General features: G+C 42.5%; 14 protein-coding genes and 1 pseudogene. All 15 read right to left on the bottom strand.

Features of this window, described 5'->3' with window-relative positions; translation table 11 throughout:
- Window positions 1-4 precede the first annotated feature (4 nt).
- The 15 genes and pseudogenes from ACRWSG_RS14265 to pnp all read right to left on the bottom strand — a co-directional run bounded on the left by ACRWSG_RS14265 (window position 5) and on the right by pnp (window position 14,812).
- Window positions 5-499 carry a CvpA family protein gene (locus ACRWSG_RS14265; RefSeq protein ID WP_036969851.1) on the bottom strand — a complete coding sequence of 165 codons (495 nt, stop codon included), beginning with the start codon at window positions 497-499 and terminating at the stop codon, window positions 5-7.
- Window positions 500-560: 61 nt separating this feature from the next.
- Entirely contained in the window at window positions 561-1,214 is a 654-nt protein-coding gene (locus ACRWSG_RS14260; protein ID WP_166341598.1) for an SPOR domain-containing protein, read from the bottom strand.
- Window positions 1,215-1,225: 11 nt separating this feature from the next.
- Entirely contained in the window at window positions 1,226-2,491 is a 1,266-nt protein-coding gene (folC, locus tag ACRWSG_RS14255; protein WP_462166572.1) for a bifunctional tetrahydrofolate synthase/dihydrofolate synthase, read from the bottom strand.
- A gap of 25 nt (window positions 2,492-2,516) precedes the next feature.
- Window positions 2,517-3,392 (bottom strand): acetyl-CoA carboxylase, carboxyltransferase subunit beta, encoded by an 876-nt coding sequence (accD, locus tag ACRWSG_RS14250; RefSeq protein ID WP_054553161.1) that lies wholly within the window; start codon window positions 3,390-3,392, stop codon window positions 2,517-2,519.
- A 158-nt stretch (window positions 3,393-3,550) separates the two neighbouring features.
- Entirely contained in the window at window positions 3,551-4,345 is a 795-nt protein-coding gene (gene truA / locus ACRWSG_RS14245) for a tRNA pseudouridine(38-40) synthase TruA (protein ID WP_054553162.1), read from the bottom strand.
- Window positions 4,346-4,486: 141 nt separating this feature from the next.
- On the bottom strand, window positions 4,487-4,819 hold the full coding sequence (locus tag ACRWSG_RS14240; protein ID WP_054553163.1) for a Na+/H+ antiporter subunit G: 333 nt from the start codon (window positions 4,817-4,819) through the stop codon (window positions 4,487-4,489).
- A gap of 8 nt (window positions 4,820-4,827) precedes the next feature.
- Entirely contained in the window at window positions 4,828-5,097 is a 270-nt protein-coding gene (locus ACRWSG_RS14235; protein ID WP_054553164.1) for a K+/H+ antiporter subunit F, read from the bottom strand.
- Window positions 5,091-5,627 (bottom strand): Na+/H+ antiporter subunit E, encoded by a 537-nt coding sequence (locus ACRWSG_RS14230; RefSeq protein ID WP_054553165.1) that lies wholly within the window; start codon window positions 5,625-5,627, stop codon window positions 5,091-5,093. Before ACRWSG_RS14230 ends, ACRWSG_RS14235 begins: the two co-directional genes overlap by 7 nt.
- Window positions 5,627-7,144: a monovalent cation/H+ antiporter subunit D gene (locus ACRWSG_RS14225; protein ID WP_462166571.1), complete on the bottom strand. Its 1,518-nt coding sequence runs from the start codon at window positions 7,142-7,144 to the stop codon at window positions 5,627-5,629. The genes ACRWSG_RS14230 and ACRWSG_RS14225 overlap by 1 nt, the downstream gene beginning before the upstream one ends.
- On the bottom strand, window positions 7,141-7,485 hold the full coding sequence (locus ACRWSG_RS14220; protein WP_054553167.1) for a Na+/H+ antiporter subunit C: 345 nt from the start codon (window positions 7,483-7,485) through the stop codon (window positions 7,141-7,143). Before ACRWSG_RS14220 ends, ACRWSG_RS14225 begins: the two co-directional genes overlap by 4 nt.
- A pseudogene (locus ACRWSG_RS14215) lies at window positions 7,485-10,278 on the bottom strand (monovalent cation/H+ antiporter subunit A). Before ACRWSG_RS14215 ends, ACRWSG_RS14220 begins: the two are co-directional and overlap by 1 nt.
- Window positions 10,279-10,488: 210 nt before the next feature.
- Window positions 10,489-11,280: a hypothetical protein gene (locus ACRWSG_RS14210; RefSeq protein WP_462166570.1), complete on the bottom strand. Its 792-nt coding sequence runs from the start codon at window positions 11,278-11,280 to the stop codon at window positions 10,489-10,491.
- Window positions 11,228-11,644: a hypothetical protein gene (locus ACRWSG_RS14205; RefSeq protein ID WP_462166569.1), complete on the bottom strand. Its 417-nt coding sequence runs from the start codon at window positions 11,642-11,644 to the stop codon at window positions 11,228-11,230. Before ACRWSG_RS14205 ends, ACRWSG_RS14210 begins: the two co-directional genes overlap by 53 nt.
- A gap of 31 nt (window positions 11,645-11,675) precedes the next feature.
- Window positions 11,676-12,554, bottom strand: coding sequence for a lipoprotein NlpI (gene nlpI, locus ACRWSG_RS14200; RefSeq protein WP_054553170.1), 879 nt, complete (start codon window positions 12,552-12,554; stop codon window positions 11,676-11,678).
- A 128-nt stretch (window positions 12,555-12,682) separates the two neighbouring features.
- The gene (pnp, locus tag ACRWSG_RS14195) at window positions 12,683-14,812 is read right to left on the bottom strand and encodes a polyribonucleotide nucleotidyltransferase (protein ID WP_462166568.1); all 2,130 of its coding nucleotides are present in this window, start codon (window positions 14,810-14,812) and stop codon (window positions 12,683-12,685) included.
- Window positions 14,813-14,923: the final 111 nt, after the last annotated feature.

The following is a 14,923-nucleotide window of genomic DNA, read 5'->3' as shown; positions in this document are numbered from 1 at the left end:
CCGATTAACGGTTTACAGAATTTAAAAAGCTCGAGTTGTTTTCGAGGTACGAGAAGAACCACTCAACAACAAAGCCAAATTCTGGAATCAAAATAGAGTTGCCCCACCAATGCGTATTAGGTGCACCGGTAAAAGCATCAAGAAAGAAGAGTAACGCGCTTACGACCAACACGCCACGAAGAGCACCAAACACTATGCCGAAAACACGGTCTGTGCCAGATAAACCAGTACGTTGTACAAGTTCACCTAAAATATAGTTTAGTAACCCACCCAACAGGAGTGTCGCAAAGAATAATATGGCTATTGCGGCTGCATTTCTTAAAAGGGGTTCTGAAATACTTGTTAGGAAGGATGCTAAATATTGGTAAAACAAACTAGAGATGATAAATGCGCCAGCCCATACAGCTAATGACATTGCTTCTTTTACAAAGCCACGTATTAAGCCGATGATAGTGGATAGTGCAATAATGCCAAGTATGGCGTAATCAACCCAGATCATAAGAACCAACTAGTCGTTAATTTGGGGCGCATTCTATAAGAGGTATACTCAAAATACCAAATCATTTTGTAATTTCAAACTGAGTAACTTTGCCGTTTAACTTGGTTAACTGCTTTAACTCAGGAAGCTTACTTTCTAACTCTTTCTTGCTAAGTGAAGGACCTACAAAGACTTTTGTCAGTGTGCCGTTCGGGGTTTTGATTGGACGCGTAAAGGTTTTGAAACCATTCGCTTTTAATTTTTCTTGCAGTGATTTCACATTAGGTGCGTGAGAAAAACTACCCAGTTGAATAACATAAGCCATTTGTGTGAGGTTTTCTTCTGGCTTACGGGTTGGCTCAGGGGTTTTAGCGACTGGCTTGGCAGGCTCTTGCACTGCAACTTTTGGCTCAGCTTTGTTAATTACCGGCTCATCGATAGAAGCTTCAACCATTTGCGGCGCAGTATCAATTTGCTGGGTTTCATTTGCGACAAGATCAGCGTCGTTTGCTTGCGTATCTTCAACCGGAATTTGCGAAGGTTGCTCAGCAGAGGCGACTTTATTATCAATCACCTCTTGCAAGTCTATCGTAGTGAACTCAGGGCGTTCAGGAATAGCTTTAAAGCCTTCTTTATAATGAACCTTCTCACCATCCAAAATGTTTGGAATGAAGACAATAGCCGCCACAACCACAATCGTGGTGCCTACTAAGCGATTAATAAACCCTGCGTTCACCGATTTCCTCTCTATTTTTTAAAGTAATTGATGGCTGCAGCCACAGTTATAAACGAACCGAACACAATCACTAACGTGTTTTCATCAACATTTGGTAATAACGTATCTAGCGCAGTTTCAACACTCTCATAGTGCGTACTAGGCGCTGTTGATGTGGTTTCGGCTAGTGCTTTAGCAAGATTCTCAACTTTATCGCCGCGAAAACAATCTAAACTTGCTAACGACCACTGGTCAACAACATTTGCCACGGCTGACATAGCAGCCACCTTATCTTTATCTGCAAGCATAGCGACTAATGCATGAATTTTAAACCCTTGATCTTTATACACGCTTAATTTGCGTGCCAAATATCGAGCTGACTCAGGGTTATGCGCAACATCGGTAAAAATAAGCGGCTGCTCACTTAACTGCTGAAAGCGCCCTTCTACAGTCAGATTCGCTAAGCAATCACGCACTTGTTGCTCGCTTGGTAGTAGCTCAAGCTTTGCAAGTAAGGTCAACGCGGTTGCTGCATTTTGACAAGGGATAGCAGGCTTAGCTAAGCGCCAATCTTTACCTTGGTACTGCCAGTTAAAGCCTTCACTGTCTTCTGTGAATATGAAGTCACGGCCTGATAACACCATATCAGCGTTAATTTCATTACCATAATCAGTCACTGTATGCGGAATCGCTAAATCGCCAACAATAGCTGGTGTGTTGGTACGGAAAATACCGGCTTTATCGTAACCAACAAGTTCTCGAGTATCGCCTAGGTATTCTTTATGGTCTAAATCTATGGTGGTGATCACACAAGCATGTGGGTTCACTATATTAGTCGCATCAAAACGGTCACCCAGCCCCACTTCTAGCAGCACATAATCAACGGCGTGACGTTTGAAAATAGCCAGTGCGCCTAAAGTACCGTACTCAAAATAAGTAAGCTGCGTGTCACCACGGCCTTTTTCAAGCATATCGAAAGCATCAACGTGGAATTGATCGTCAAGCTCTTGGCCATTAATACGTACGCGCTCGTTATAACGAATAAGATGCGGCGAAGCATAAGTACCCACACTGTAACCCTGTGCAAGTAATAAACTTTCTAGGCAACGGGCTGTGGTCCCTTTACCGTTTGTGCCTGCAATGAGGATTATTTTGCTTGATGTATCGAGTAAGCCGACTTGGTTTGCCACGCGTTCTACGCGCTCTAAACCCATTTCGATATTAGCAGGATGGACACTTTCTAAATAACAAAGCCAATCATCAAGGCTTGATGATTGGCTAGGAAGGATTTCTGTCATAGCGTTTAATCAGTTAAGCTGAAATTTACGCTACTCTATGCTCTTGTTCAGTAGAAGGCAAGTTCATAAATTTCGCTAAGATACGTGCAAGGGTGTCACGCATTTCACGACGGTCTACAATCATGTCGATTGCACCATGCTCTAGCAAGAATTCACTGCGTTGGAAACCTTCAGGAAGCGTTTCACGTACTGTTTGCTCAATTACGCGAGGACCCGCAAAACCGATAAGCGCTTTAGGTTCCGCAACGTTTACATCACCAAGCATTGCCAGTGATGCAGATACACCACCCATTGTTGGATCAGTTAATACTGAAATAAACGGTAAGCCTTTTTCGCTCATTTTTGCAAGTGCAGCACTTGTTTTAGCCATTTGCATTAACGACATAAGTGCTTCTTGCATACGTGCACCACCTGATGCAGAGAAACAAATAAGTGGCATGTTGTGCTCTAAGCATTGATCTACAGCTTCAACAAAACGAGCACCTACTACTGACGCCATTGAACCCCCCATAAACGAGAACTCAAAAGCAACAGCAGCAACAGGAATACCTTTTAGGCGGCCTTTCATTGCTACAAGTGCGTCTTTTTCGCCGCTTGCTTTTTGTGCTTGGGTAATACGGTCAGAATATTTTTTAGAATCTTTAAACTTTAATACGTCTTTTGGTTCGTGCTCTGCACCAATTTCTTGGCGATCAGCATCATCTAAAAAGTTTTCAAGACGTTTACGGCCACTTAAACGCATGTGGTGATCACACTTAGGACACACGTTGAGTGCTTTTTCTAATTCTGCTTTATATAAAATTGAATCACAGTCTGTACACTTAGCCCAAACCCCTTCTGGGATTTCTTTACGACCTGATGATTTAGTCGTTTTAGGTAAGATTTTTTCTAACCAACTCATTTGCAACTCTCTTAATGCTGTTCTGTGTCGCAGTCTGTTTAATTGAAAACACTCGCTTGTGTTTCTGATAACAAATAAACAGACAGATTTTTTCAATTAAAACATGAATTACCCGCAGACGATATAAAAAACTGGTCTTAGTAGTAGTCTACTAAAGTCTAACTGTCTGAATCAGGTAAAAACAAAGGCCCTAATGGTGTTTTAGGAATGCCAAAATGTTCAGGGTAATCCACGTCAACTAAGTAAAGGCCAGCGGCTTTTGCTGTTGCACTTGCCTTAGCGCGCTCTTTTAAATCAAGTAATTCTTTTAACCACACAGGTTCATGCTTATGTAAACCTATGTCCATCAAACACCCGGTAATGTTTCGTACCATGTGATGTAAAAACGCATTGGCTTTGATATCAATGATCACATAATCACCTTGGCGTTTTACCGATAAATGGTGAATAGTACGATTTGCTGTATTTGCTTGGCAGTGTAGTGCTCTAAACGAAGTAAAGTCATGCTCACCTATTAAATACTGACAGGCTTCTTGCATTTTAGTTTCGTCTAATGGGTGATGAAAATGGGTCACCCCTTCACTCATGATAGCGCCGCGATAGGTGTAATTATAAATCACATAGCGATAGCGACGTGCTGTGGCACTAAAACGAGCGTGAAAGTCTTCGCTTACAGGCTTGGCAAAGCGAATAGCAATATCTTTTGGCAGTAAGGTATTCATACCCATCGTAAACGCGACCATTTCACGCTCAGCGTGAGTATCAAAATGGATCACCTGCCCAGTGCCATGTACACCCGCATCGGTGCGGCCTGCACAAACAATTTCGACTGGATGATTACAAATACGCGACAACGCCGTTTCTACTTCTTGTTGTACGCTATTGACGTGTGATTGACGTTGCCAACCACTGTAACGCGCGCCGTTGTACTCTACTCCAAGTGCTACTCGCATAATGCTCTATTTACCTACTGTACTAAATGACGGGGCATTTTATGCGATCTACGAGCGCAATAAAAGCCACTGTCGTAGATCACATTGTTCTGATTACTCAGATATCACACCAACTCGCTTAACTATTGTTGCGAGCTAGTATTAATCTTCTTCGATGTTATCGAGGCCCTTGGTGCCATCTTTAGCACGAAGCTTATGGTGGATGGCTGATTTGATCAGCATATAGCCGCTAATAGGTGCGGTGATCAGTAAGAAAATTGAAATCAAAATTTCTTTCACACTGATGCCATCGTGGGTGTAGCTAAAATACACCATGGCAGCAATTAGCAGTGATGCCATGCCAAGCGTTGTTGCTTTAGTTGGACCGTGCAGGCGCATAAAAAAGTCAGGCATTTTCACAAGTCCGATTGAACCTATAAGAATAAAGCAACCACCAATTAATAATAAGATTGATACAATCCATTCACTCATCATTTGCTACCTTATTCAATAATATCGCCACGCAGCAGGTATTTACATACCGCTACAGTGCTCACAAAGCCAAGCATGGCGATTAATAATGCGGCTTCAAAATATAAATCGGTGCCCATGCTCATGCCATAAAGAATAATTAAAGCAATGGTATTTATGAACATAGTATCTAAAGCCAATATACGATCAGGTACCGACGGCCCAACAATTAAACGCCATAGGTTTAACAATAAAGATATGGCTATCATTGCAAAAACTATTAGAAAAACGGTATCTAGCATCGAAAAATCTCCTTAAGCGGTGCTTCGTAGCGCTGCTTAATAGTATTAATTAACGCTTGTTCATCAGCTAAATCGAGTACATGAATCAATAAGTAGCGCTGCTGAATTTCTTCGCCCTCTTCGAGTGATTCAGGAATAGGATAAACCTCTGCACTCACTGTACCTGGTGTTAAAGATACTGTGCTGGCCAAAATAGTGATTGGCATTTCATGGCTTAAATCCAACGGTACTTTGATAAAACCTGGGCGTAACTTTTTCGTTGGCCCAAGGATCAACAGGGCTACTTGTAAGTTAGCAGTCACAATATCGTACAGCACTAACAATAAGTGCCTAAACGCAAGACCTGGCCTAACAATAAGCGGCTGAGGATCACGAAATGGGAATGTGATCCACGGAATAGTAATGGCAAAAAATGCAGCTAAAAACAGGTGTCCTGGCGACACACTGTTATTTAACAACAGCCATACAATGAATAATAAAACACTGCGAAATGGTGTTGGCAACCAACGAAAGCGAGCTTCTAAACGCATTATTGGCCTCCTTGTAATACAGCGTTGATGCTAGTGTTGATATCAAACAACTGCTCTGATGTTGCTAACATATAGTCTGAAATCGGTCCTGCAAATACAACCATTAATGGTGAACACGCAAGTAATGCAACTACAGCTATCACTTTAACAGGGTGTGCTTTAGTGCCTTCAATTGCTTCACTATCTTTATGGGTGTGATCCCAAAATAAGCTGGTACCGGCTCGTGAAACCGCCACTAATAACGCTAAACTTGAAACTAGATATATTGGCCAAAACAACATGGCTTTTTCGCTATCTAGCGTGCTCTTTAAAATCCATACTTTGCCGACAAAGCCAGATAACGGTGGCATACCAACAACAGCAAGCGCAGCCACTACAAAACAAGTACCAAGTAAATATGGCTGTGCAACGGCTCGCCCTGCGACTAATCGGTCGGCAACTTTACCGCGCTGTTGAGCAATTAAATCCGCAATTAAGAATAGTGCTGCGCAAATAATGGTTGAATGCACTAAGTAATATAGTAATGCCGCGGTTGCAGCAACATTTTGAATCGCAACCAGTGCCACTAAAGTACCGACAGATACAACAACCAGATTCGCAATAAGCTTTCTAAAATCTTGACTTGCTAACACACCAATACCACCCATTACGATGGTCGCAAGTGCTAAGCCCCATAACCAAGGCTGTGCCATGTGAGCAAGCTCACCAGCATTATCACCAAATATTACGGTATACACGCGCAGCATGGCATACACACCGACTTTGGTCATAATCGCGAATAATGCAGCAACTAATGGCATTGCACTGGCGTAGGTATTCGGTAGCCATAAATGTAACGGTAATAACGCGCCTTTTAACGCAAATACCACGATTAACAGCAAGCCACCTATTTTAGCAAGGTAAACATCGTCACCCGTCAGCTGTGGTACTTTTTGCGCTAAATCAGCAATGTTCAATGTGCCTAGCACACCATAAAGTACACCCAGCGCAATCAAAAATACGCTTGAACCAATCAGGTTTAAAATGACGTATTGCAGTGCAGCTCGGGTGCTATGTTTATTGCCGGCATGCATCAATAATGAATACGAAGCAATCAACAGCACTTCAAAAAATACGAACAGGTTAAATACATCGCCCGTTAAAAAGGCGCCATTTACACCTAACACTAAAAAGTGCACTAACGGATGAAAAAAGCTCCCTTTTTTATCATCGCCTGCACAGCTATAAAGCACCACAACTGCACCAAGGAAACTGGTAAGTAGCACCAGTAGCGTTGCTAGTCTATCGGCAACCAGCACGATACCAAATGGTGCAGACCAATCACCAATTGCGTAAACGAGCGGTGCAGTACTATTTACGTGAAATAATAAATAAGCACTGACCAAGAGTGTAACAATCGACAATAAAACCGACGAAACACGACGAATATGTAAGTTTTTACCACATGGCGGCATGAGTAAAATAACCCCTGCCAACATCGGAATTAAAATTGGTAAAGAAGCTAAATGCTGAATCATTTTTGCTCCTTCGATGACTTAACAAGATGGCCGTCAACATGGTCATTACCCAAGTCAGCACGACCACGAATCGCTAAAATAACCACAAAAGCGGTCATCGCAAAGCCAATTACAATGGCGGTTAAAACCAGCGCTTGAGGGAGTGGATCGGCATACTCGCTGCCTGTACCAAGTACAGCCGCTTTGTTAATTGTTAAACGACCTGAAGAGAATAAAAACAGGTTAACTGCATACGACAACATAGTCAGGCCGAGTACCACCGGGAAGGTACGAGCCCGCAATATTAAGTAAATTCCGCATGCAACCAGCACGCCGACGCATGATGCGTACAATACTTCCATTAAATATTTACCTCTTGCTTGGGTGTATCAGCAGTTAATTTACCTAAACTTGCTAAAATCATCAGCGTTGCACCTACAACAGTTAAATACACACCTAAATCAAATACGATAGCACTAGCAAGTTCTGTCTTGCCGACTAGCGGAATATCAAAATAATCAAACCAGGTTGTTAGGAATGGACGTTCGAAGAACCAACTTCCAATACCTGTAAACAATGCAATAGCAATACCTGACGCAATAATCTTACGATAATTCACGTCAAATCTGTCTGCAATCCAGTGCGAACCATTTGCCATATATTGCAAAATAAATGCAATCGCGGTAACCAGTCCTGCAATAAAGCCCCCACCTGGTAAGTTATGACCACGTAAGAAAATATACGCAGACACAAGTAATGCAAGTGGTAACAAGCTTTGTGAAATACTCGATAATAGAATTGGGTAACGCTCTCTTGCCCATGGGCGCCCTTCACTATCACTTGCTGGCATAAACAGCGGCAAGTTAATAAGAAGCTTATAAATACCTAACGCAGCAATACCCAATACGGTAATCTCACCTAGGGTATCAAAACCCCTAAAGTCAACGAGGATAACGTTTACAACGTTAGTACCACCACCGCCAGTTTTTGCATTAGCAACAAAGAAGTCAGAAATTGACTCAAGTGGTCTTGTCAGAAGCGCATAACAAATACTCGCCACAACCACACCTATTGCCGATGAGATACCCAAGTCACGCAGAATACGCAGTGAGCTTGACTCTTTCGGAGTACGCTGTGGTAAAAAGAACAGTGCAAGCATCAGTAGCATTACGGTAACAACTTCAACGGTTAACTGAGTCAGTGCTAAATCAGGCGCAGAGAATCGAGTAAATGCAACAGATACCATCGAACTATACGATTGAAATCATAATCAAAGATATCATTCGTGAGCGGTGCCAAATAACCGTTGCCAGCGCCCCAATTATTAGTAAGCCGGCACCAATAGCATTATGGAAATCGATTGGCGTTAACTGACTTGCTCCTGCTAACTGGCGCATTTCAAATAAAGGCCAGCCCGCACACATAAGCACCACAGCAATCATCACAAAGGCATAGCGCTGTAACGAGCCATTTTCGATTCGTTTAATCTTTTCTTGTGACCATTTAATTAAGCTATATAAGCCACGCTCAAAGCCTTTCTTAGCATTCAAAGTTGGCAATGAAGCTTGGAAGTGGAACAGGTGCTTACGCTGCACATAAATCATCACGCCCACGCTTGTAGCAATAAAGCTCATTAACAGCGGTAAATTAAAACCATGCCATACAGATAGCTTATAATCTGGGGCTGCATCGCCAAGCACTGCATAAGACGCCGAAGCTAAAATATCACTTACTGCAAAGTGCGGGAACATACCGACGAGTAAACATAGCACAACCAAAATTTCGATTGGTACACGCATATAGCGTGGTGGCTCATGGGGCTGTTTTGGCAAATCGATTGGGTCGCCGTTAAAAAACACGTCGTGAATAAAGCGTGCTGAATACGCGACAGAGAGTGCACCACAATCGTTGCTAACACTGGAATTAACCAAGACATAGAGCCAAGCACTTGCTGATGCAGTGTTTCGGCAAAGAACATCTCTTTCGATAAGAAACCATTTAACAGTGGCACGCCCGCCATGGCTGCCGCTGCTACCATAGCTAGTGTGGCGGTATACGGCATAAATCGCCACATACCATTTAGTTTACGCATATCACGGGTGCCAGTTTCATGGTCAATGATACCCGTTGCCATAAATAACGACGCTTTAAAGGTTGCGTGGTTAATGATGTGGAAGATAGCAGCCACTGTAGCAAGCTCAGTGTCTAAACCAAGCAGTAAGGTAATTAAACCTAAATGGCTGATTGTTGAATAAGCCAGCAAGCCTTTTAAATCATGCTTAAATAACGCGATATAAGCGCCAACCAATAAAGTCGCCAGACCCGTCATTGCCACTAAGATAAACCAAGTATCTGTGCCTGAAAGCGCAGGATAAAAACGCGCTAATAAAAAGATACCTGCTTTAACCATGGTTGCAGAGTGTAGGTAGGCACTGACTGGTGTCGGTGCCGCCATCGCATGTGGTAACCAAAAATGAAATGGAAATTGTGCAGATTTAGTAAATGCACCTAAAAGCACTAATACCAGCGCAGCTTCATAAAGTGCATGAGATTGAATAAGTGCTTTGCTTGCTAAGATAACATCAAGATTATAGCTACCAACAATATCACCAATCAGTAATAAACCTGCTAGTAACGCAAGACCACCGGCACCGGTAATAGCAAGTGCCATGCGTGCGCCTTTGCGAGCTTCTGACTTATGCCACCAATAGCTAATCAATAAGAACGAGCTAATACTGGTGAGCTCCCAGAAAAACCACAGCTGGATCACATTATTCGACATCACGATGCCGACCATTGCGGTCATAAATAGCATTAAATAGCAGTATAGCTTTGGCATTGAGTCGCTACTACTCAAGTAATAACGCGCATAAAAAATCACCAGGGTACCGATACCCAAGAATCATATATAGAAAGAGTAACGTTAAACCATCAAGTCGAAACGAGACTTGCATGTTTAAAAGAGGGATCCACTCAGCAGTGTAGCGAATTGTTTCGCCAGAAAAGACTGCAGGGGTATACGAAAATACAATTCCAAGGGCAATCAAAGGCGCTAACATGGTCAAAGCAGTGCTTTGGTTACGTGTTAGTTTTGAAGTGCAGGATGAAATAACACTGCCGATTAAGGATAACAGGGGTATCCAGAGCAAAGTCATAATTAGGAGCCTTTTAGTGTCATAAGAATATCAATACCGCTCTAGTTTTAATTAGTTGCGTACTGTTCATTTGGATGGTTAAAAGTTGGCTTAAAAAAAGCTTACAATGCGTATAGTTATACTGATCAGGTGCTATTTTGTCTATAGGAGACACACCTATTCGCACAACATTTAACCACTTTGCATACTAAAATAGCAATAAATAGACGATTAGTCAGAAAATTTATGCTCTTTGGAAGCTGTTGTAAACACTGGCTTTAAGCCTAAAAAGGCAAAATATTCAGAAAACCGAATCGGCTTTGTTAAGGGCTGGTTAATTTGTTTTTGCCAAAGCTCTCGGTATTGCTCAGACAGGCTCATAGTTTGGTATTGCATTATTGACCAATTAGGGCTTGGTTTATAGGCTTTTTTGTTGCTACAAGCGATACTTTTTTGCCACCCTTTTGGCGGAGAAACCTCATTTGCAATAAATAGATTTGGCGCAACTAGCCCCTGTTGATTACACAGCCACTGTTGTTTTTGCTCTGCTAAAACATATTCATCTTCAAAACCATTAAAATGCATTAGCTCATGTAGAAATACCGCGTAGGATTGCGATGAATTAATATGCATAATCCCGCCAAGCACATTAGCAGCCCCTTGCTTTGACATCATCACAATAAAGTCAAAACCTTCGGTCCATGAATACTCAGCCGCATTTTGCCAGTTACATTCAAGCGCCCCATCGTTGCCATCACAGCTAAACTTATCGGCAACATAAACAACCTCAGTAAAACAAAAGCTGCCTTTTGCAGGCTCAGGCGCTTTACTGTATTGCTGCTTATACTGCTTTAAAGTATCAATGCCTTTGTAATGATCTGTCATCATTAAAACATTAAATTGGCACTGACTGCTTGCCTGTACACTTGATGTTGATAAGGCTAATTGCTGTTGCTGCGCATAAGCTGGGTCAATTTGGAGCTGGCGGCATTTGTTGCTGCAACAGCCAAGCTTGCTTGGCATCTCCGTCAGGTAACTTGCCAGCTTTACCTAGGTAACTTATATCGAGCCACTGGTTTGCTCTAACTAGCTGCTCCGCTAAGGTTTGTTGCTGCGCTGAAGTGAATTTAGCAAAGTAAGGCTGCCACCATAATTTTGCTGCGTTGTAATCTAGTTGCTGCAAAAATCTGAGCGCAAGCTGATACGCAGCATTACTATCATTTAGCTTTGCTAACTGGCGAAGCTGTGAGTTGCGCAGCACTAAATGCTGCAAATTAATGGCGCTGGGCGCCAAGTGATAGATAGCCGTTGCTTGTGAAGGAGTGGTATTTGCATAAAAAGCGTAAGCGGGAATAAAACGAGACACTGAGCTTGAAACAAAACCCAAGCTCAGCAATAGAATAACAGTAAAAAAAACCTTAGCTTGCGTTTTCACCAGCCATTAACTCAAGCTCTAAGCGGGCATATTTGTATTCAACAAACTCATGCACATTGGTGGCAAGTGCAAGTCTAAAGTAATCGGCAGCAAGGTAGTTATCACCCGCCGCTTGATGCATCTTCGCTAGGTAGAAATAAGCTTCGCATAAGCGGTGCGCATACTCTTGCTCTGAAGTCACCCCTTCAATAATGCCAGATAAAAACTCAAACTCACTAATGTCACCTAAATAAAGTGCCAACAGTTGGTAACCCCATTGAGACTCATCAACACCCTGCGAGTTAGCTTTTAAATCAACTAAGGCCTGCGCTTTATCAGCTTCTGATTGAGCTAAATAAAGCCATAGCACTCGATAAGGGTCGCTTGGTGAACGATTTAAAAACTGCTGTAAATCATCTTGTGCGAGTGATGGACGATCACCATAGTAAAGGGCAATACCACGATTTAAATAGGCATACTCATGCTGCTCGTTAAGCTCAAGTGCCGAATCAAAAAACTCATAAGCTTGTTCATACTGCTGCATTAGTGTGTGATGAATGCCTAAGAAGTTATACACCTCTGCTAGGTCTGGTTTAAGCTTAATCGCACGGTTAAAGTCAATACGCGCCAAGGTCGACATACCTAAGCTGTCAAATAATACACCGCGATCGTAATAAAGTTTGGCTTGTTGCTCGGCACTTAAATCAGCACGATTTAGTAGTTCAGAATAGCGAGCAATCGTAATTTCGTTACGAAAATCAGGCGCTAATGGTGCGGTAAAAGGCACATTAACAATAGGGACTGACTCAGGTTGTGAAGTTGTTTGACATGCACTTAAAGAAAAAATAGCCACAGCGGTCAATGCTAAGTGTTTAAAAATCATTAAATTCCTTAATACCTGAATTCTCTGTAGACAAAAGCGAAGCGGATAGGTTTCATTAAAGCATAAAAAAAGGGGCTAAACAGCCCCTTTTTCTTATATCCAGCAAATAACTGGTTATTCAATCATCATTAAGCGTCTTTAGACTCTTCTGCTTTTTCTTCAGCAGCTGGTTCCATTGCTTCTTTGATGCTTAGACGTACACGACCTTGGCGATCTACTTCAAGAACTTTAACTTTAACTTCTTGGCCTTCGCTTAGGTGGTCAGTTACGTTGTTAACACGCTCTGTGCTGATTTGTGAAATGTGCACTAGACCGTCTTTACCCGGAAGGATATTAACGAACGCACCAAAATCAACGATACGTACAACTTTACCAGTGTAGATAGTACCTACTTCTAGCTCAGCAGTTAATTGCTCGATACGCTTGATTGCATCGTTTGCGCTGATGCCATCAGTTGCAGCGATCTTGATTGTACCGTCATCTTCGATTTCAATCGTTGTGCCAGTTTCTTCAGTAAGTTGACGGATAGTTGCGCCACCTTTACCGATAACTTCAGCAATTTTCTTCGCAGGGATTTGCATTGTGTAGATGCGAGGTGCGAATTGAGATAACTCTTCAGAAGGTGCTGCAATCGCTTCGTCCATAACACCTAAGATGTGTAGACGTGCTGCTTTCGCTTGTTTAAGAGCGATTTGCATGATTTCTTTAGTGATACCTTCGATCTTGATATCCATTTGTAGTGCAGTGATACCGTTTGAAGTACCCGCTACTTTAAAGTCCATGTCACCTAAGTGATCTTCATCACCTAAGATATCTGAAAGAACAACGAAATCGTCGCCTTCTTTAACTAGACCCATCGCGATACCAGCAACAGATGCTTTGATTGGTACACCTGCGTTCATAAGTGCTAGTGACGTACCACATACTGATGCCATAGACGATGAACCGTTTGATTCAGTGATTTCTGAAACAACACGGATTGAGTATGGGAAGTCAGTAAGTGTAGGTAGTACCGCAGCAATACCACGCTTAGCTAGGTTACCGTGACCAATTTCACGACGCTTAGGAGAGCCTACAAAACCTGTTTCACCTACGCAGAACGGAGGGAAGTTGTAGTGAAGCATGAAGTGATGCTTGTTAGTACCTGTTAAGTCGTCGATTAACTGTGAATCACGCTCAGTACCAAGCGTTGCAGTTACAAGTGCTTGCGTCTCACCACGCGTGAAGATTGCAGAACCGTGAGTACGAGGTAAAACACCCGTCATTACGTCTAGTGCACGAACCATATCTGGTTCACGACCATCGATACGTTTTTCACCAGCGATGATACGGTCACGAACGATTTCTTTTTCTAAAGAACCGAATAGTTTGCCAACTTCTTGCGTATCTAGCTCTTCGCCTTCAGCAAGTTCAGCTGTTAATGTAGCAACCACTTCTTCTTTCGCTGCACCTAGTGCTTCTTTACGCGCTACTTTGTCAGTGATGCGGTATGCTTCACCTACTTTATCAGCAGCAATTGCAGAGATTTTCTCAGCAAGTGTTACGTTTTTCTCTGGTGCAGTCCAATCCCAAGCAGGCTTACCAGCTTCAGCTTTGAACTCGTTGATTGCGTTGATGATAGCTTGAGATTGCTCATGACCATAAACAACCGCACCTAACATTACGTCTTCAGATAGTGTTTCAGCTTCTGATTCAACCATAAGTACTGCGTTATCAGTACCAGCAACTACTAGGTCTAATTGGCTTTCTTCAAGCTCAGCGAGTGTTGGGTTAAGTACGTATTCACCGTTGATGAAACCAACACGTGATGCACCGATAGGACCATTGAATGGAATACCAGAGATAGCAAGTGCTGCTGAAGTACCAATCATAGCAACCATGTCAGGTTGGATTTCTGGGTTAACAGAAACAACTGTCGCGATTACTTGTACTTCGTTTACGAAGCCGTCTGGGAAAAGTGGACGTATTGGACGGTCGATTAGACGAGCGATAAGTGTTTCGCCATCGTTAGGACGACCTTCACGCTTAAGGAAACCACCAGGGATACGACCCGCAGCGTACATACGCTCTTGGTAGTTAACTGTTAGTGGGAAGAAGTCTTGACCTGGTTGTGCATCACGCTTACCAACAACAGTAACTAATACTGAAGTGTCGCCAATGCTTGCTAGTACTGCGCCGTCAGCTTGACGAGCGATAGCACCTGTTTCTAGGGTCACAGTGTGTTGACCTAGTTGAAATTCTTTAATAATTGCTTGCACTTAAAAATGTCCTTTAAATGTAAAAGCAACTCAGAGCTGTGCTCCGAATTGGTAAAAAATAGTCCATCAAAGTACCAATTACAGTACTTAATTGTGCTTATGAAAACACGA

Source organism: Pseudoalteromonas sp. GB43, assembly GCF_054923805.1.
The sequence above is the reverse complement of the archived record's forward strand: the minus strand, read 5'-3'. Positions and strand labels throughout refer to the sequence as shown.

Coding starts and splice junctions, on each gene's coding strand:
- ACRWSG_RS14265 (WP_036969851.1), bottom strand. CDS start 499: ATGATCTGGGTTGATTACGCCATACTTGGCATTATTGCACTATCCACT.
- folC (WP_462166572.1), bottom strand. CDS start 2,491: ATGACAGAAATCCTTCCTAGCCAATCATCAAGCCTTGATGATTGGCTT.
- accD (WP_054553161.1), bottom strand. CDS start 3,392: ATGAGTTGGTTAGAAAAAATCTTACCTAAAACGACTAAATCATCAGGT.
- truA (WP_054553162.1), bottom strand. CDS start 4,345: ATGCGAGTAGCACTTGGAGTAGAGTACAACGGCGCGCGTTACAGTGGT.
- ACRWSG_RS14240 (WP_054553163.1), bottom strand. CDS start 4,819: ATGATGAGTGAATGGATTGTATCAATCTTATTATTAATTGGTGGTTGC.
- ACRWSG_RS14235 (WP_054553164.1), bottom strand. CDS start 5,097: ATGCTAGATACCGTTTTTCTAATAGTTTTTGCAATGATAGCCATATCT.
- ACRWSG_RS14230 (WP_054553165.1), bottom strand. CDS start 5,627: ATGCGTTTAGAAGCTCGCTTTCGTTGGTTGCCAACACCATTTCGCAGT.
- ACRWSG_RS14225 (WP_462166571.1), bottom strand. CDS start 7,144: ATGATTCAGCATTTAGCTTCTTTACCAATTTTAATTCCGATGTTGGCA.
- ACRWSG_RS14220 (WP_054553167.1), bottom strand. CDS start 7,485: ATGGAAGTATTGTACGCATCATGCGTCGGCGTGCTGGTTGCATGCGGA.
- ACRWSG_RS14210 (WP_462166570.1), bottom strand. CDS start 11,280: ATGCCAAGCAAGCTTGGCTGTTGCAGCAACAAATGCCGCCAGCTCCAA.
- nlpI (WP_054553170.1), bottom strand. CDS start 12,554: ATGATTTTTAAACACTTAGCATTGACCGCTGTGGCTATTTTTTCTTTA.